The organism is Coleofasciculus sp. LEGE 07092, assembly GCF_015207375.1.
In the GTDB taxonomy this organism is placed as follows: Bacteria; Cyanobacteriota; Cyanobacteriia; order Cyanobacteriales; family Coleofasciculaceae; genus LEGE-07092.
This window is the reverse complement of the sequence record NZ_JADEWY010000144.1, coordinates 1-15326: the sequence shown is the minus strand read 5'-3', so window position 1 is coordinate 15326 and position 15326 is coordinate 1. Positions and strand designations below refer to the sequence as shown.

Genomic DNA, 15326 nt, shown 5'->3' with positions numbered 1-15326 from the left:
CTATGGATAATGATTATATGATTCGAGTTCTCACTTCTTGTTTTCTTGACCACACATTAAATCTTGACCACACATTAAATTCTTCTGATTCCTTTTGTCAAGCCTGATTGAGATGCTCTTACCCTGGTATTTATCTCAACCAGACTTTCAGGTAATAGATAGGAAAAGTCCTTGATGTGGATGTCTTTATCCAAGTGATTCATCTCAATTGCTTTTCGTGTTTATTGTTCTGAATATTTATCTAAGACAGATACTAGGTCAAGTTAGTAACTCTATGGTGATTCACGGTTCGGAGGTACTGCGAGGTTTGAGACGGTAACTATTCCAAAATGACAGTTCCAGAATTGTCTGGAATTTTCAGCTTGAGAAATAGATTGACTTTCTGATGCTGCCTCATACAATACATAGAGGCAATTATGAACAAGCAATCAAGCGGTTCAATCGATTCGCGTGTAGTTATTTTTTGGGACTGGCAAAATAGCAGAGGAACTGAAGCACAAATCCAGTATGTGATCGGGTTTGCTTGTCTGAAAGGAATCATTACGTCGAAAAAAGTCTATTCAGATTGGCAACTAGAGAAAAACAGGAAACTGGCAGAAAAACTCTGGTGTGAAGGTTTTGAGAGCATCAATGTTCCTTCCTGCAAACAAAAGAAGAATCGTACAGACAAAAAGTTGATCAAGGACTGTAGACAACAAGTTCTCGATCAATCAGAAATCAACACAGTAATTTTGCTTTCGGGAGATGGGGATTTCACACCGTTAGTGCGTGATTTAAAGGCTAAGGATAAGCGAGTGATCGTGATTGCTCAGTGCCAGAAAAACACAAGTCAGAAACTTAGGGAATCAGCCGACGAGTTTTATCTCTTGAGCCAAATTGAGCAAGGGTTTAGGAGTTTACAATTTGCAGCCTGAATCAGGCACCAATCAAAAATCATTCACATCCGAAAAAGTTGAGAGAAAGAAGAGAAATGCATAAATTGTTAAGTTTCCAAAATGAAAAGCTCTTGCGGCAGGCGTTAACTCACCGCTCTTATGTCAACGAAAATCCTGGCGAACTGCATAATGAGCGACTGGAGTTTTTAGGCGATGCTCTACTGACGTTTATCAGTGGTGATTATCTCTACAGTCGCTATCCAGAAATCGCAGAAGATGAAATGACTCGACGACGAGCAGCACTGGTTGATGAAAAGCAACTTGCTAAATTTGCGATCGAAGTAGGGATAGATTTCAGAATGCGACTGGGAAAAGGGTTGATTCAGAGCGGGGGATTTCAGAATCCCAATTTGTTGAGCAGCTCTTTTGAAGCCGTGGTTGGAGCCTATTATGTAGATTGCAACCGCAACATTGAGGCAGTTCGTCCCATTATTGAAGACTTATTTGACTCTGTACCTCAAGAAACTATCGAAAATCGTTCTAATGTCGATGCAAAAAATGAATTGCAAGAGTGGGTACAGGCAAATTTTGGCTCTGTGCTACCCAAGTATGTCACTGAACGGATTGGAGGTCTAGATCATGAGCCAGAATATCTGGCTACGGTTTTAGTTGGTAATCAACCTTATGGAGAAGGAAAAGCTCGTGGCAAGAAGGAAGCTGAAAAACGAGCTGCTGAACATGCTTTATCTGAGCTCAAAAAACAAGGATTGATCTAGCAGTAAATTTAAAAAATTTGCGGTCAGTGCAATCTTGCTCACTATTATGAACGTAAACAATCATCCAGCTTGAATTATGAACTACCACGACATCATCACACTGGAACCTGGCAAACGCAGTGGCAAACCCTGCATCCGAGGAATGCGAATCACAGTGTATGACATCTTGGAATATCTAGCAGGTGGAATGACGGAAGCAGAAATTCTGGAGGACTTTTCAGAACTCACCCCTGAAGACATCAAAGCCTGTCTTGCCTTTGCTGCTGATCGTGAGAAGAAGTTATTTGTGGCATCCCTGTGAAACTGCTCTTAGAAAAAAACCTCTCTGATCGTATCGTTGCTCAGATTATCGATTTATATCCTGACTCAGAACACGTTAAACCTTTGGCACTCACAAACACTGATGATGCAATTATCTGGGAATACGCCAAAGCCAATGATTTTGTTATTGTTTCCAAAGACTCTGATTTTCATCAGCGAAGTCTGCTTTACGGTCATCCTCCCAAATTTATCTATCTCCGTGTTGGCAATTGCTCAACATCTAAAATTGTTCAAATTCTTCGAGATAGTCTTGACATTATTAGCCAATTTGGAGATAGGGAGGCAGAGAGTATATTGGTGTTAGGTGAATAGAGCATGTAGCCGAACACCACCTTGAAGACGCAGCGCTAAGATTATTAAGGACTATTACGCGCCGTCGCCCTCATGTCTCACCCTACCGAGATTCCGGATCGCCAATCCCCAAACGGACATCAACCCACCAGCCAGAATACCATCCGCATACGCGGTGCCAGACAGCATAACCTGAAAAACATCGACCTGGAACTCCCGCGCGATCGCTTAATCGTCTTCACAGGTGTCTCCGGTTCCGGCAAATCCTCCCTAGCATTCGATACCATCTTCGCCGAGGGACAGCGCCGCTACGTCGAATCCCTCAGTGCCTATGCGCGGCAATTCCTGGGACAATTGGATAAGCCAGATGTAGACGCGATTGAGGGGTTAAGTCCGGCTATCTCCATTGACCAGAAATCTACGTCCAATAACCCCCGTTCTACAGTCGGCACCGTTACTGAAATTTACGATTACCTGCGATTATTATTTGGACGGGCAGGCGAACCCCATTGTCCCATATGTGACCGCAATATCGCCCCTCAGACTATCGATGAAATGTGCGATCGCATTCTCGAACTCCCCGATCGCACCAAGTTCCACATCCTAGCACCCGTCGTCCGGGGTAAAAAAGGCACCCACAAGAAACTGCTATCCAGTCTGGCATCCGAAGGATTTGTGCGCGTGAGAGTTGACGGAGAGGTGCGAGAACTCAGTGATTCAATTGAGTTAGATAAAAATTATACCCATAATATTGAAGTGGTGGTTGACCGCTTAATTAAAAAGCCAGGACTAGAGGAACGTCTGACAGATTCACTCTCCACCTGTCTGAAGCGTTCCAGTGGAATTGCGGTAGTTGAGGTATTAAATGATACATCCGAACAGTCAAAGGATTCACTCAACCATGCTAGTAGCATAACCGAAAATCCTAGAAATGGGGAAGATTCCCCTCAGAAACTCCCGAAAGAATTAGTCTTTTCCGAAAACTTCGCCTGCCCAGAACATGGGGCAGTCATGGAAGAATTATCCCCCCGACTCTTTTCCTTCAACTCACCCTACGGTGCTTGTCCTAACTGTCACGGGTTGGGGAGTTTGCGAACCTTCTCACCAGAATTGGTCGTGCCTGACCCTAAGCAACCCTTGTATGCTGCGATCGCACCCTGGTCAGATAAAGACAATTCCTATTATCTTTCCATGCTTTACAGCCTTGGACAAGCTTATGGGTTTGAACTCCAGACGCATTGGAACCAGCTAACCTCCGAACAGCAACAGGTGGTTCTATACGGTGCAGATAATTCTATCTGGGTAGAAGAATACAACGATTACCGACGCTATCGGGGCGTTATTCCGATTCTGCAAAAGCAGTATGATGAAAATACGTCTGATTTGTACAAACAGAAGTTAGAACCCTACCTGATTGACCAGCCTTGCGAAGTTTGTAAGGGAAAGCGGTTGAAACCGGAAACTCTTTCTGTACGGTTGGGACAGTATCGCATTACGGATTTAATTGAAGTTTCCATCCGGGAAAGTCGGGAACGCATCGAACAGATGCAACTCTCCCCCCGACAAGCGCAAATTGGAGATTTAGCCCTGAAAGAAATTAAAGCGCGGTTGCAATTTCTTTTAGATGTGGGGTTAGATTACCTGACTTTAGATCGGGCAGCGATGACGCTTTCTGGGGGAGAAGCGCAGCGAATTCGGCTAGCCACCCAGATTGGTGCCGGGTTGACAGGTGTTCTCTATGTATTAGATGAACCGAGTATTGGCTTGCACCAACGGGATAATGGGCGGTTGCTGAATACTTTGAAGAAATTGCGGGATTTGGGGAATACGTTAATTGTCGTGGAACACGATGAGGATACGATTCGCACGGCTGATTGTATTGTGGATATTGGTCCTAAAGCCGGAATTCATGGGGGGGAAATTGTCGTTCAGGGTGATTTAGAGGAATTACTGAATGCAGAGGATTCTCTCACCGGGGCGTATTTATCGGGACGCCGAGTTATTGAAACGCCTGGGGAACGGCGAGGGGGAAATGGGCGATCGCTTTTTATTAAAAACGCCTACCGTAATAACCTCCAACATATCGATGTAGAGATTCCCTTAGGTAAGTTAGTGTGCGTTACCGGGGTTTCCGGTTCCGGGAAATCCACCCTAGTCAACGAACTCCTCTATCCAGCATTGCAACATCACCTCACTCGCAAAGTGCCGTTCCCGAAGGAATTAGAGACGGTGAAGGGGTTGAATGCGATTGATAAAGCGATCGTAATTGATCAATCTCCCATCGGCAGAACTCCCCGTTCTAACTCTGCTACTTATACCGGAGTATTTGATGCAATTCGGGGGCTATTTGCAGAAACAATAGAAGCAAAAGCTAGGGGATATAAGGCGGGACAGTTTTCCTTTAATGTTAAAGGTGGACGCTGCGAAGCTTGTGGTGGACAGGGGGTAAATGTCATCGAAATGAATTTTCTGCCCGATGTTTACGTGCAGTGTGATGTTTGCAAAGGGGCAAGGTACAACCGGGAAACCTTGCAGGTGAAATATAAAGGACATTCCATTGCCGATGTCTTGAATATGACAGTGGAAGAAGCGCTGGAGGTATTTAAGAATATCCCACGGGCAGTAACACGGTTGCAAACCTTAGTCGATGTCGGCTTGGGTTACGTTCATTTGGGACAACCTGCACCCACGCTATCGGGGGGAGAAGCGCAGCGGGTAAAATTGGCATCGGAACTAGCGCGTCGGGCGACGGGGAAGACGCTTTATTTAATCGATGAACCAACAACTGGATTATCCTTTTACGATGTCCATCATTTATTAAATGTGTTGCAGCGGTTGGTGGATAAGGGGAATTCTGTTTTAGTGATTGAACATAATTTAGATGTGATTCGCTGTAGTGATTGGGTGATTGATTTGGGTCCTGAAGGTGGGGATAAGGGAGGAGAGGTGATTGGGGTGGGGACGCCAGAAGATGTGGCGGGGAATCAGAAGTCATATACGGGGATGTATTTGAGGGAAGTGTTAAGGAAGCATCCGCCAATAGTTGTTGAATAGAATCTATAGCGTTTCTGTATCTGGTGAAGTACACGCTGATGAAAGCAGGGAGTAGGGAGTAGGCTTTTGCCGTGAGCGTCAGCCGAACGGGAGCAGGGGAGATCAAAAAAATTGACTTCTGCCTCCTGCCTCCTAACTGCCGAAAGTTTCGATAGAAATTGAAAAAACTTTTCTCCTGATGAAGCCGTCCAAATTTTGTAGTAGGAGGGAGAAGTTCTAACTTTCTATATTCCCCATTTCATCTAACTATCCGTAACGAAAGTTGAAACGGGTGTAAGAAAAGTTAGAGAAGAAACCCGACAGAGGTTTTAAAAGATCTGTTTTATTGAAAGAACTTGACTGAAGGACAAACGGGTTAACTCTTGTAGTAGGTAACAAATCATGAAATACGGAATCGATATCGGTCACAATTGTCCTCCAGACACGGGAGCAAGAGGGATTAGAAAAGAAGATGACATGACTCTGGATGTAGGTACTAAAGTTGCCTCCAAGTTAAAAGCCCTCGGTCATCAAGTGGTAGACTGCAAACCCAGTCGTGCTTGGAGTGTCGGCAACTCACTTCAGCAACGATGCAATAGTGCTAACGCTAATCGAGTAGATAGGTTTGTATCGATTCACTTTAATGCGTTTAACAGCAAGGCAAAAGGTATAGAAGTCTTTGCCGCAAGTAATACAGGTAGAGAGATTGCTAAACCTGTACTAGACAATTTGGTTGAGTTGGGGTATTCCAATCGAGGGGTTAAAGACGGTTCGCATTTGTACGTTCTTAAAAATACAGCAATGCCAGCCATCTTGGTTGAATGCTGTTTCTGCGACAATCAAGAAGATATGGATCGCTACGAGGCAGAAGCATTAGCTAATGCGATCGTGAAAGGATTAACCGGACAAACTCCCTCAACGTCTAAGCCTGAGGAACAAAAGTCTGCTCTCGACCTTCAGAAAGCCTTGAATCGCTTAAAAATCAGAAGTCCCAAAGGTAGTCCCTTACCAGAAGATGGCTCAATCGATGACGAAACCAAGGCGGCAACAAAAACGTTTCAGGCAATGGTAGGAGTTACGCCGACTGGAATTGGTGGACCTACTACATGGCAGGTTATTGATCAAATTCTCGCCATGCCAGTTCTCCGAGAAAACCATGCATCAGGTTCTATTGTCAAATACCTCCAACGTCGAGTCGGATCTGAAGCAGATGGCATTTTTGGACCCGGCACAGCAGCGGCTGTTCAGCGGTTTCAACAACAACAAGGGATAACGGTTGATGGGATTGTTGGAGCGCAAAGTTGGGCAAAATTGTTGGCTTAGGAGAATAAAGAACGAAAGCCATCAAGGTTTCATCCCCTTTACTATTTATTGGCAAACCGCTGATGCCTGAAGAAAAGCAAACTATCGCCGTAGAAAGACGTAACAAACTCAGACGTTGTTTCGATATGTCCGATTGGTTCGGCTTTTTGGCGGTATTCAGGCTTTTCAATAGCATCAGCGGCATTATCAGCCGCATCATCTCCTATCTGTGCAGGATTGACAGCATAAACAGAAAATAATAATGTTCCAGAGGGAATAATAGCCAGATCTTGTCTGAAGTCATGGGGTGAGCGTTCAGCAAACTTAAAATTGAGATTGGGTGTAAGAAAAATACGATAAGGATAATGAGGATGGCTTTCCTTATTCCCCTGTTGATCGATTTCTCCAAACCCTTGTAAATAGAGCTTTCTCGGGAATTTGCTGGTTCGACGAAAAATTAGGTTAATTAATTTAGGTCCCAAACTTTTCTCTTCTGGAACGATATTTGAAAACTCATTGGCAAAGAAGTTATAATTTTTACCCTGACCTGTGAGCGAAACCAAGGCTGAGAAGTTTTCTGAGGGTTTGCCATCCACAAAAAGCTTGAGTGCCAAACCAGGTGCAAAGCCTCGATCTGCTGGATCACCGGTTACAGATAACCGCAAAATACCCCAGCTAGCTCCCTTGAACAAACCTGTAAAAGGCGTGTTAGGTGCAGGTACAAATTTAATTTTAGCAACACTTCCGTGGGCGTGAATCGCTTTCTTCCACTTACGAGGAGTTTCATCGGACAAGCGATCCATTTTTATGCTTAAGATAGTGAAAAATAAACCGATAACATCTATTTTTTCTAACGGGGGTAGTGTATCATATTTGGAGTTTAAAATTCTGTGCTTCCAAAGAAAGTCTTGCTTCTGACACGCAGACCAAGATTCATAATCTAGTGGTAATGATTCTAGCTCGTGCGCCCCATCCCAAAATTTATGAAGTTCTTTCATGGTTTTGACCAATAAGGAATGAGTAGAGACATTGTATACAACATCTCTACAGGATTTCTGTGTTAATAACCAGATACGCCGACTTGACGCCACGGGGCAAAGCCATTTTCGACGCCGACTAAGGCAGGACTCACGCCCGGATAGTGTCGGCGCAAAATACTAATCAGACTGTTGTCGTCAATCCAATCCAGACCCAATTGAGTGTAAACTTCGGCAGTGTAATCTTTGGTGAAAAAGCGATCGCTCTTTAATCGTCGAGACGCCATCAAGATAAAGATTCGGAAGGCGGTATCACTGAACCCGAAGCCTTTCGGTGGGTTTTCTGCGAACATCCCGACCATCAGATCGACACTGTTGATGTCGTTGTTGTAGATCTCACGCAGTTCCTTCGCCCATTGGGGGTTATCGGTGATTTCCTCGAAGGATTTAACCCGTTCACGACCAATGAGTTCTCGGAATTGATTGTAACGGGGAACGCCGCGTTCGCGATCGCGTAAAATATCCACAGCCGCTAAGTCAAACACTTCACCATTGTCTCTTTTCAGCAGTTGCAACAGACGCGGGTAATTGTGTAGGGTAATCGCGCCAGGGTGGGAAATACCGAAGGAGTAGAATAAGTCAGCCATGTCAAATTGTTCGACAACCCCCCGCGTGCGATTGCCGGAGGCTTCAAACAGGTCTTTTTTCTGCAACAATTCCCCATTTTTTAGGGAGTAAAACTCAAATTCATCTGGCATCAGGGGATGCATCCGGTACACAGAGACAAATTCTTCAGTGAGGGAGTAGGATGCAGCATGGTGATCGGTAGGTGAACCAATAATACCGCTGAGTAACTCACCTTCACCAAAACGCCCCCAGATGCGTTTCATCTCCTTACCCAACAGTCCCCACCAATTCGCTCTCATCGCAATTTGCAAGGCAGGATGCCCTAGGATAGCAGGCGTCCATTCAACGGTGTGAATTTTCGCCAGTAACGCGGCATTAATTAATCGAGCGTGGTTGAAAAGCTTATCGTCTTTCCAATCTGAATACTCTTGTTTGAGATGGTCGCAGATAGTGTTGTGTTCTTTGACAAATAGGGTATGCATCAGGCTCATCCCTATCCACCAATTTTCCGGGTTGCCCACCTTATCAATACCGTTTTCTGCGTCGATAGGTAATAAGCCGTCCTCACCGATAATCATCTTGCCGTCTACGTGGGAGCGCAGCTTATCAATCGTTTCTGGATTACTGCCATAGACTTGTGAGGCATCCCACCAGTGAGTTTCTACATTCTGAAACGTTGGCGGATTTTCTTTGTAGCCGCCTGGACGAGTTTCATCTAGTTGGCTTTTACCAATTTGTAGGGGTCGGTATTCTTGGGGCCACGGGTCTTCCTCTTCTAAGGGAAATTCAATTGTATTGTCTAATTGAGGAACCCCGTGGGAGAACCAGTCGTGGACTTGAAATTGAATCCACGCCGCCGCCAGCATATTTAAAGTAGTGGCGGGTACGAATTCATCCCGTGTCATCAACCGCCGACTGATAACGCGGGGATTGGGATTCAGTAAGTTCTTTTCATCGCGATTGGCATACTTGAGCGGTACGTTGCGTCCGAAACGTGCGCCCGCTTTGCCCATATTCGGGTCGTTGAGGTCGTTAAACGTACCGTCTGGGGTACGGATTTGTAGATGGCTGCCGTCTGGATTGGGGGTAGGTTGGGGGGTTTCACCTTCTGTGGGTAATTGAGACGTATCGTAGAGGTTTTTTTCCCGCATTTTGTCGCGGAACTGGACTAATTTTAAAAGCGCTAGAGGTGTGGGCAGCTCGTGCCATGGTTTGTTTTTTCCAAAAATTGATGTGAGAAATTCAAACATTGGATTAATCCTTACTTAGGAATACGAAGTCATTTAAGGGTGAGCATCGGGAATCTCTCAGACATTCGTTCAGCATCAGTTGCCCGTAATGCCAAAGCATGGGTCAGCAAGTTTGAAGACAACAAGGGCAGCAAAACCCAATGCAGCGGCGGGACGCGCCTGGAGAGTCCAGTGGAAAAATACCGTGGTTTCACTCAATGCTGCCCGAATATAGTAATAGCTCAAACCTACGCCACTAATGCCACCCACGTGAATCCAGGGTTCGTTGGTTATCGGCAGTCCCAATAAAGGAAGCCCAAGGTTAGGAACCAATAAGAATAAACCACCGAGAAGCAGGAGGTAAATTCCAAAGGCGAAGATACTCTTAGGTTTAGGACTCATAAGTTTTTCTTAAGAAGAATGAATTGACACAGGCATGAGTTTAATTGAGTAAACTATAGCTTTAATATCCCCTACAACGGGAGTAACCATCAGGGTACTGTCAGAGCCTTACGAGATTTTATACTATACAAGGATGCAAACAATTATGTATCAAGTCCGGTGCCATGGGAACTTGTAAAGTTAGGTCATTAGTTTAGCAATTAGCCATTACCGATTACCAACAAATTATTAAGAGAGGTAAAGTTATGACTCTTCGCGAACGGCTTGAAGCGGCACAGAAGCAGTTGGAGTGTGATCGGACGAGCGGACTTGCGGCTTTAGATAAAATTTTCTACGAAGGTGTAGTCCCCAACCCACTCCTGAATGGTCGCTACTGGGGTGGACTGATCACATCAACCTTCAATCCCGTATTAGACAATGTTTTAGGCAGCTTTACCGAGCTTTGGTTCCCTTGGCAGGGTAAAACCTTTGAGGCGACGACAAATACGGGTGACAACATTTTTACTAATGATGGCTTGTTGCTGGGTCGCGTACTTTGGCCCTTCTACAACGACTATATCCCGGATGGACGAGGGCGATCGCGTGCCTTTAAATTCCACTCTTCTATTGCACCCTGCGTATTAAATCCGGAAATCGAAGTCTTCCGGATGAATTTCAACCTAGAAGGCAATCCTCGGTTTCTCGTGCGGGAACTGGTAGATGAGTTGCGGCAGATTGATGACGACTATTACCTCGGCAAAGCCGTGTTAGGAAACCTTGATGGCAAGCCTTACCTAGCAGCCTATTTCACTTTAAGATCGGGATTAAATGCTCCCCCTTATCCCTAAGTACAGGATTGCGATTGTCCACGTAGTCCGAGCATTTTACCCGTTTATCGGCATTAAAAAATTTCTGAGGTTCCTATGATTTTTGAACCGTTTACGATTAAAAACGTAACCTTTAAGAACAGGATTCTCCGGTCATCTATCGGCGGCAGAACCTCCTACTACGATGGCACGGTGACATCAGCTTGGAAAAACTTTGAGAAACGATTTGCTGAAAATGATATTGCTGGCATTGTCTCAGCCACAATTACGGTAGATGACCGTCGCTGGTCTCCCTTAGAATACCCTAAGATTAGTGACGATAAATTTATCAAACCCCTGCAAGCGGGAATCAAAGTTGTTCAAAGCTTTGGTTGCAAATACATCATCCAACTTGGAGATGGAGGCTGTCACACCCAAACCAGTTTATTCTCCCAAGAGTCTGATGCCAAATCTTCATCAACCGGGTTCGACTTGCTTTTTGGCTACCGCAACCGCAGTATTGAGATGACTGTAGAGGAAATCGAACAAACTATCCATAACTTTGCAGAAGCGGCGAGGCGAGTTCGAGAGGCAGGGTGTGATGGCTTAGAAATTACCGCATCCAAAGGCTATATTATTCACCAATTTCTGAATCCAGCGATTAACCGCAGAACCGATGATTATGGCGGTTCTGTAGAAAAGCGGTTTCGTTTTCTAAAGGAAATTGTCAAATCGGTTCGGGATAAGGTAGGCTCTGACTTCTTAGTGGGAATTCGTCTATCGGCATTAGATTACAATTACCTCCCCGTTAATGTGAGGTTGCCTGTTGTCTTGCCTTTTAAACATTTCTGGATGGGGAATGGATTGGAAGAAACAATCTATTACGCCAAAGAATTGGAAAAATTGGGAATTGACTATTTACATATTTCTGCTGGATACGGATTTATCAATCCCAAGGAGAATCCCGGAGATTTTCCTGTTGAAGAAGTAAGGATGTTTGCCAGTTCGACTCGCCACCTCAGCTTTAAAACGGCTGCTCGATCGACTTTACTAAATCTGTTACCCAATTCAATATTGAAGCTAATTTTAGGAAGGGGTTGGACGTTCGTACCGGGAGTCAGTTTGGGACACGCTCAGAAATTTAAAGAAGCGGTAAATATCCCGGTTATTGCCAATGGCGGATTTCAGCAACGTGATTTTATAGAAAGTGCGTTGCAGGAACAAAAATGTGATATGGTTTCCATGGCAAGACCTCTGTTAGCAAATCCTGACCTTTTAAAGGTATTTCAAGAGGGTAAAAACGAACCAGAAAACCCTTGCACATTTTGCAATCGCTGCACAATCAGAACGGTAATGTTTCCTCTCGGTTGCTATGAACCGTTGAGATTTTCTTCCCAGGATGAAATGGAAGCACAAATCCTTAAATGGTCTGCAACTCCAGATGTATGAGGGGTAGCTCCCAAAACCAGCCACATCTAGAGTTAGATTAAGTGATGAATGGGTAAATTAAAAAGGGATGCTCAATGATTTAATCAAACAATGGTTCTAACCAATAGCCAACCGGAAACTCCGATTACTAACTTTGGTGGCAATATCAGTTTTGTCCCCAAATACTTTTACAAGCCTCAGACTGAAGCCCAAGTCCTTGAGTTGCTCAATCAACACGCTACTGGTAACATTCGCGTGATTGCCTCGCTACACGCTTGGAGTGATGTGGTGGAGTCGGAGGATGTTATTGTTGATATGAGTCACTTCGATAAGGTTGCGATCGCCAAAAGTGAAGCAGGAGACGTGCAAGTAACAGTAGGCGGGGGTTGTGTTCTCCAAAAACTCCTCGATACAATACACAGCCAAACCAATTTCACCCTGCCGACACTGGGTGCAGTAAAAGAACAGACTATTGCTGGAGCTATATCAACAGGCACTCATGGCTCTGGAAAGCCCAGCCTTTCCCACTACATGGACGAGTTGCGTGTAGCCACCTACGATCCAGAAACTGGGAAAGCGGGAATTTATGAGTGGAAAAATGGTGTGGAACTGCGTGCAGCCCGATGTGCGGTGGGATGTATGGGCATTATACTATCTGTTACCTTTCGATGTATCCCCCAATATTACGTCGAAGAAACCGTCTGTCGTTACGAAACTCTAGAAGAGGTTCTAGCTCAGGAGCCTGAATTCCCATTGCAGCAGTTCATGCTCGTTCCCTATCTTTGGTCATACTTTGTTTATCAGCGACGAGAGACTCTCAAAAAACCGATAACGCCAGTTGGGAGAGTGAATACCCAACTTTATCAGACGTACCAGTTAATTGGTGTAGATATCCTGTTTCATCTCACTCTTAAGGCACTGCTTTCGAGTTTAGGCAGTTCTGAGACAGTGAGGTGGTTTTATAAAAAGCTACTTCCCAGCATTATTGTTCAGGGAAAGACAGTGGTGAACGAAAGTGAGAATGCCCTCACCATGAAACACCAGCTTTTCAAACATCTGGAGATGGAGGTGTTCATTCCTGCTAGGAATATCCTCAAGGCTACAAAGTTGGTGCAGCATAGTACATCCCTCTTCGCTGGCACTTCGGAGACGGTTCCCGACGACGTGGCATCTGATTTGAGCCGAATTGGGCTGCTGGAAATGCTCATGAAGCATCGGGGAAGCTACACCCACCATTACCCGCTCTTTTTCCGACGTGTACTGCCGGACGATACACTTATTTCCATGACTAGTAGTTCCACCGAGCCGTACTACACGATTAGTTTCTTTACCTACTCGGAGCCAAGGACGCAGTTTTACGAGTTTGCAAAGTTTTTAGCCCATAGCCTCACCCAGCTATATGATGCCAGGTTACACTGGGGCAAGTATTACCCGCTGACGAACCGTGAAATTGAACACTTATACCCGCCCTTAGAAGAATTTCGTCAGATTTGTAAAAAAACTGACCCCAATGGTGTGTTTCGTAACGATTACACTAAACGAGTACTCGGTTTTGACCCAATACTTACGCAAAAAGTCTCCCCAGCTCCCTAATCTAGAAGATATGCTGATAGGGGATTTGACTAACCCAGTAGTATGGCGGCTAGAAGGGAAATCGAAAAACTTATGAGTGACTTAGGCAAAAAATCACTAACTCTGCAAAAAATCCTTAACAGCCTTGACAATTTAAGCTTTGATGAACTTCAAACGCTCCAAAAGGTTACAAATGAGCGGATTCAGCGCCACATTGACGCCTTTGGCAAGCCGCTCCTGAGCGATTTAGTTGCAGGATTGGAATGGACTGAAGACTACAAAGAAAATCCACCCATCTCATCAGAGCGACTACAGGAAATCCAAGATGGGGCAAGACCTACCGATATTGAATTAGAGTATATCGCAGAAGCCTTAGAACTGGATAGTGAGGAACTCGTGCGGATGCTGCGTTTGCATTCAAGTTAACTCTGATCCTGGGACAAGAGTTATTAGTGATTGTGTGCTGGTTGACTGACAAAACTTGTGAGCAGATGCCCAGAAAGCCCTAGCCCTCTCCCCAAGGGGGAGGGAACAAGAACAGAGATCGACACCCCTCTGCGTTAAAAAAATTACCCCAAGAAACTTTGTGCCGCCATGCCTTGAATCGTAGCCAACGGAACCTGATAAAAATACTGCCGCAAAAACTGCTCTTCCTCCACACCCAATAAAAAGGCTTGCATCGCCTCATTCGTCATCGGATCAATCCCATCGGCACCCAATTCTCCAGGATTCCAACTTATTTGTATTGCCCACCCTTGATGTTTCACCTGAAACCCCAAACCAGAAAGGGCAGATAGTCCCAAATGCAACGTGCGATCGCTCAAATCTAATTTTCGGTGTAATTGCGCCAGGGTAGCCGATTCACCCTTGCGACTCAAAAATTTAGCAATTCCCACTAATTTCTCCCAAACCTGATGGGGTGACAGTTGATCGGGAGGGGGATATGCGATCGCTAATTTCCGTTCAGCTTGCATTGCCCGCCTAAACCAGACTTGCAATTCATACCAACTCGTCGGACATTCACAAACTCTCAAGGGGTGAATCAAATTTAGATTAATAGTTCCCCCCATCTCCCCTACTCCTTTGCCTCCCCTGCTCCCCCGCTCCCCATTTTCGCCTCGCCAATCTAGAATCCAATCGAGTTGGGTGGGAAGGCTAAAGGAGGAGATCGTATTGCCTGACTGAACGGAAACGAGGCGGACTTCGGGACGTTTTTTGTAGTTGTTATAGTCCAGTTCGACGATCGCATTACACCTACCCTTGGGAACTTCATCTCTATAATGTCCCCACCAGATACCCGGAAAACCGATACTCGTGGAGTCGTCCCAAATTTCTAACTCAGTTTTAATATATTGCACCTTTCGACCCTTTAAGTCTTGGGTGTTGCGATTCCAGACTTCTTCAAACCAACAGTTTTCAATCAGTAGTTTCGGGATAGGATTCCCCATGCCGCAGGGTTCCAGGAGTTTAAACTCGTGGAATAGTTCTTTACCCAATGCAGCAACGTTAACGACTAAATCCGCTTGAATTGCAGAATTCATTCCAGCACTCGTAGCTGTAAATTGTTGCCTCAATTGCTGGTTAATCGCTTCCACAAATAAGGGAATATTCTCAACCGATAAACTTAATCCAGCCGCAAAGGGATGACCCCCGAATCGGTGCAGTAAGTGTTCCTGAGATTTCACCAGCTCGTAAAGGTCAATATTAT

14 protein-coding genes are annotated in these 15326 nt (G+C 45.1%); 10 read left to right on the top strand and 4 right to left on the bottom strand.

The features are described 5' to 3' along the window. The first annotated feature begins 416 nt into the window (after nt 1–416). The 6 genes from IQ257_RS25180 (at nt 417) to IQ257_RS25155 (ending at nt 6619) form a co-directional block, all read left to right on the top strand. Nucleotides 417–914 carry an NYN domain-containing protein gene (locus IQ257_RS25180; protein ID WP_193878092.1) on the top strand — a complete coding sequence of 166 codons (498 nt, stop codon included), beginning with the start codon at nt 417–419 and terminating at the stop codon, nt 912–914. A 56-nt stretch (nt 915–970) separates the two neighbouring features. Then, on the top strand, nt 971–1651 hold the full coding sequence (gene rnc / locus IQ257_RS25175; RefSeq protein WP_193878093.1) for a ribonuclease III: 681 nt from the start codon (nt 971–973) through the stop codon (nt 1649–1651). A gap of 76 nt (nt 1652–1727) precedes the next feature. Continuing rightward, the gene (locus IQ257_RS25170; RefSeq protein WP_193878094.1) at nt 1728–1952 is read left to right on the top strand and encodes a DUF433 domain-containing protein; all 225 of its coding nucleotides are present in this window, start codon (nt 1728–1730) and stop codon (nt 1950–1952) included. Next, nucleotides 1949–2284 (top strand): DUF5615 family PIN-like protein, encoded by a 336-nt coding sequence (locus IQ257_RS25165; RefSeq protein ID WP_193878096.1) that lies wholly within the window; start codon nt 1949–1951, stop codon nt 2282–2284. Before IQ257_RS25170 ends, IQ257_RS25165 begins: the two co-directional genes overlap by 4 nt. A gap of 72 nt (nt 2285–2356) precedes the next feature. Continuing rightward, on the top strand, nt 2357–5317 hold the full coding sequence (gene uvrA, locus IQ257_RS25160; RefSeq protein ID WP_193878098.1) for an excinuclease ABC subunit UvrA: 2961 nt from the start codon (nt 2357–2359) through the stop codon (nt 5315–5317). Nucleotides 5318–5698: 381 nt separating this feature from the next. Further along, nucleotides 5699–6619 carry an N-acetylmuramoyl-L-alanine amidase gene (locus IQ257_RS25155; protein WP_193878100.1) on the top strand — a complete coding sequence of 307 codons (921 nt, stop codon included), beginning with the start codon at nt 5699–5701 and terminating at the stop codon, nt 6617–6619. 41 nt (nt 6620–6660) lie between these two features. On the opposite strand, the gene IQ257_RS25150 is transcribed toward IQ257_RS25155, so the two are convergent. The 3 genes from IQ257_RS25150 to IQ257_RS25140 form a co-directional block, all read right to left on the bottom strand. Beyond that, nucleotides 6661–7596, bottom strand: a complete 936-nt coding sequence (locus tag IQ257_RS25150; RefSeq protein ID WP_193878102.1) for a hypothetical protein — start codon at nt 7594–7596, stop codon at nt 6661–6663. A 62-nt stretch (nt 7597–7658) separates the two neighbouring features. Then, nucleotides 7659–9452: a peroxidase family protein gene (locus IQ257_RS25145; protein ID WP_193878104.1), complete on the bottom strand. Its 1794-nt coding sequence runs from the start codon at nt 9450–9452 to the stop codon at nt 7659–7661. A 75-nt stretch (nt 9453–9527) separates the two neighbouring features. Beyond that, on the bottom strand, nt 9528–9833 hold the full coding sequence (locus tag IQ257_RS25140) for a hypothetical protein (RefSeq protein ID WP_193878106.1): 306 nt from the start codon (nt 9831–9833) through the stop codon (nt 9528–9530). A gap of 245 nt (nt 9834–10078) precedes the next feature. On the opposite strand from IQ257_RS25140, the gene IQ257_RS25135 reads away from it, so the two are divergent. From IQ257_RS25135 to IQ257_RS25120, 4 genes are all read left to right on the top strand, one after another. Beyond that, complete coding sequence (locus tag IQ257_RS25135; protein WP_193878108.1) at nt 10079–10660, top strand: hypothetical protein; 582 nt, start codon at nt 10079–10081, stop codon at nt 10658–10660. 75 nt (nt 10661–10735) lie between these two features. Then, a complete protein-coding gene (locus tag IQ257_RS25130; RefSeq protein WP_193878109.1) occupies nt 10736–12067 on the top strand; it encodes an NADH:flavin oxidoreductase in 1332 nt (443 codons plus the stop codon). Between the two features lie 90 nt (nt 12068–12157). Then, entirely contained in the window at nt 12158–13639 is a 1482-nt protein-coding gene (locus IQ257_RS25125) for a D-arabinono-1,4-lactone oxidase (RefSeq protein WP_193878111.1), read from the top strand. 72 nt (nt 13640–13711) lie between these two features. Continuing rightward, nucleotides 13712–14044, top strand: a complete 333-nt coding sequence (locus IQ257_RS25120; RefSeq protein WP_193878113.1) for a hypothetical protein — start codon at nt 13712–13714, stop codon at nt 14042–14044. A 143-nt stretch (nt 14045–14187) separates the two neighbouring features. On the opposite strand, the gene IQ257_RS25115 is transcribed toward IQ257_RS25120, so the two are convergent. Further along, on the bottom strand, nt 14188–15326 hold a 1139-nt coding region (locus tag IQ257_RS25115), incomplete at its 5' end, for a DHHA1 domain-containing protein (RefSeq protein ID WP_416207938.1).

Bases quoted from the DNA above. Each gene is read 5' to 3' on its own strand.
- IQ257_RS25170 (WP_193878094.1), top strand. From the start codon at position 1,728: ATGAACTACCACGACATCATCACACTGGAACCTGGCAAACGCAGTGGC.
- IQ257_RS25120 (WP_193878113.1), top strand. From the start codon at position 13,712: ATGAGTGACTTAGGCAAAAAATCACTAACTCTGCAAAAAATCCTTAAC.
- IQ257_RS25140 (WP_193878106.1), bottom strand. From the start codon at position 9,833: ATGAGTCCTAAACCTAAGAGTATCTTCGCCTTTGGAATTTACCTCCTG.
- IQ257_RS25145 (WP_193878104.1), bottom strand. From the start codon at position 9,452: ATGTTTGAATTTCTCACATCAATTTTTGGAAAAAACAAACCATGGCAC.
- IQ257_RS25130 (WP_193878109.1), top strand. From the start codon at position 10,736: ATGATTTTTGAACCGTTTACGATTAAAAACGTAACCTTTAAGAACAGG.
- uvrA (WP_193878098.1), top strand. From the start codon at position 2,357: ATGTCTCACCCTACCGAGATTCCGGATCGCCAATCCCCAAACGGACAT.
- IQ257_RS25150 (WP_193878102.1), bottom strand. From the start codon at position 7,596: ATGAAAGAACTTCATAAATTTTGGGATGGGGCGCACGAGCTAGAATCA.
- IQ257_RS25155 (WP_193878100.1), top strand. From the start codon at position 5,699: ATGAAATACGGAATCGATATCGGTCACAATTGTCCTCCAGACACGGGA.
- IQ257_RS25135 (WP_193878108.1), top strand. From the start codon at position 10,079: ATGACTCTTCGCGAACGGCTTGAAGCGGCACAGAAGCAGTTGGAGTGT.
- IQ257_RS25180 (WP_193878092.1), top strand. From the start codon at position 417: ATGAACAAGCAATCAAGCGGTTCAATCGATTCGCGTGTAGTTATTTTT.
- rnc (WP_193878093.1), top strand. From the start codon at position 971: ATGCATAAATTGTTAAGTTTCCAAAATGAAAAGCTCTTGCGGCAGGCG.
- IQ257_RS25125 (WP_193878111.1), top strand. From the start codon at position 12,158: ATGGTTCTAACCAATAGCCAACCGGAAACTCCGATTACTAACTTTGGT.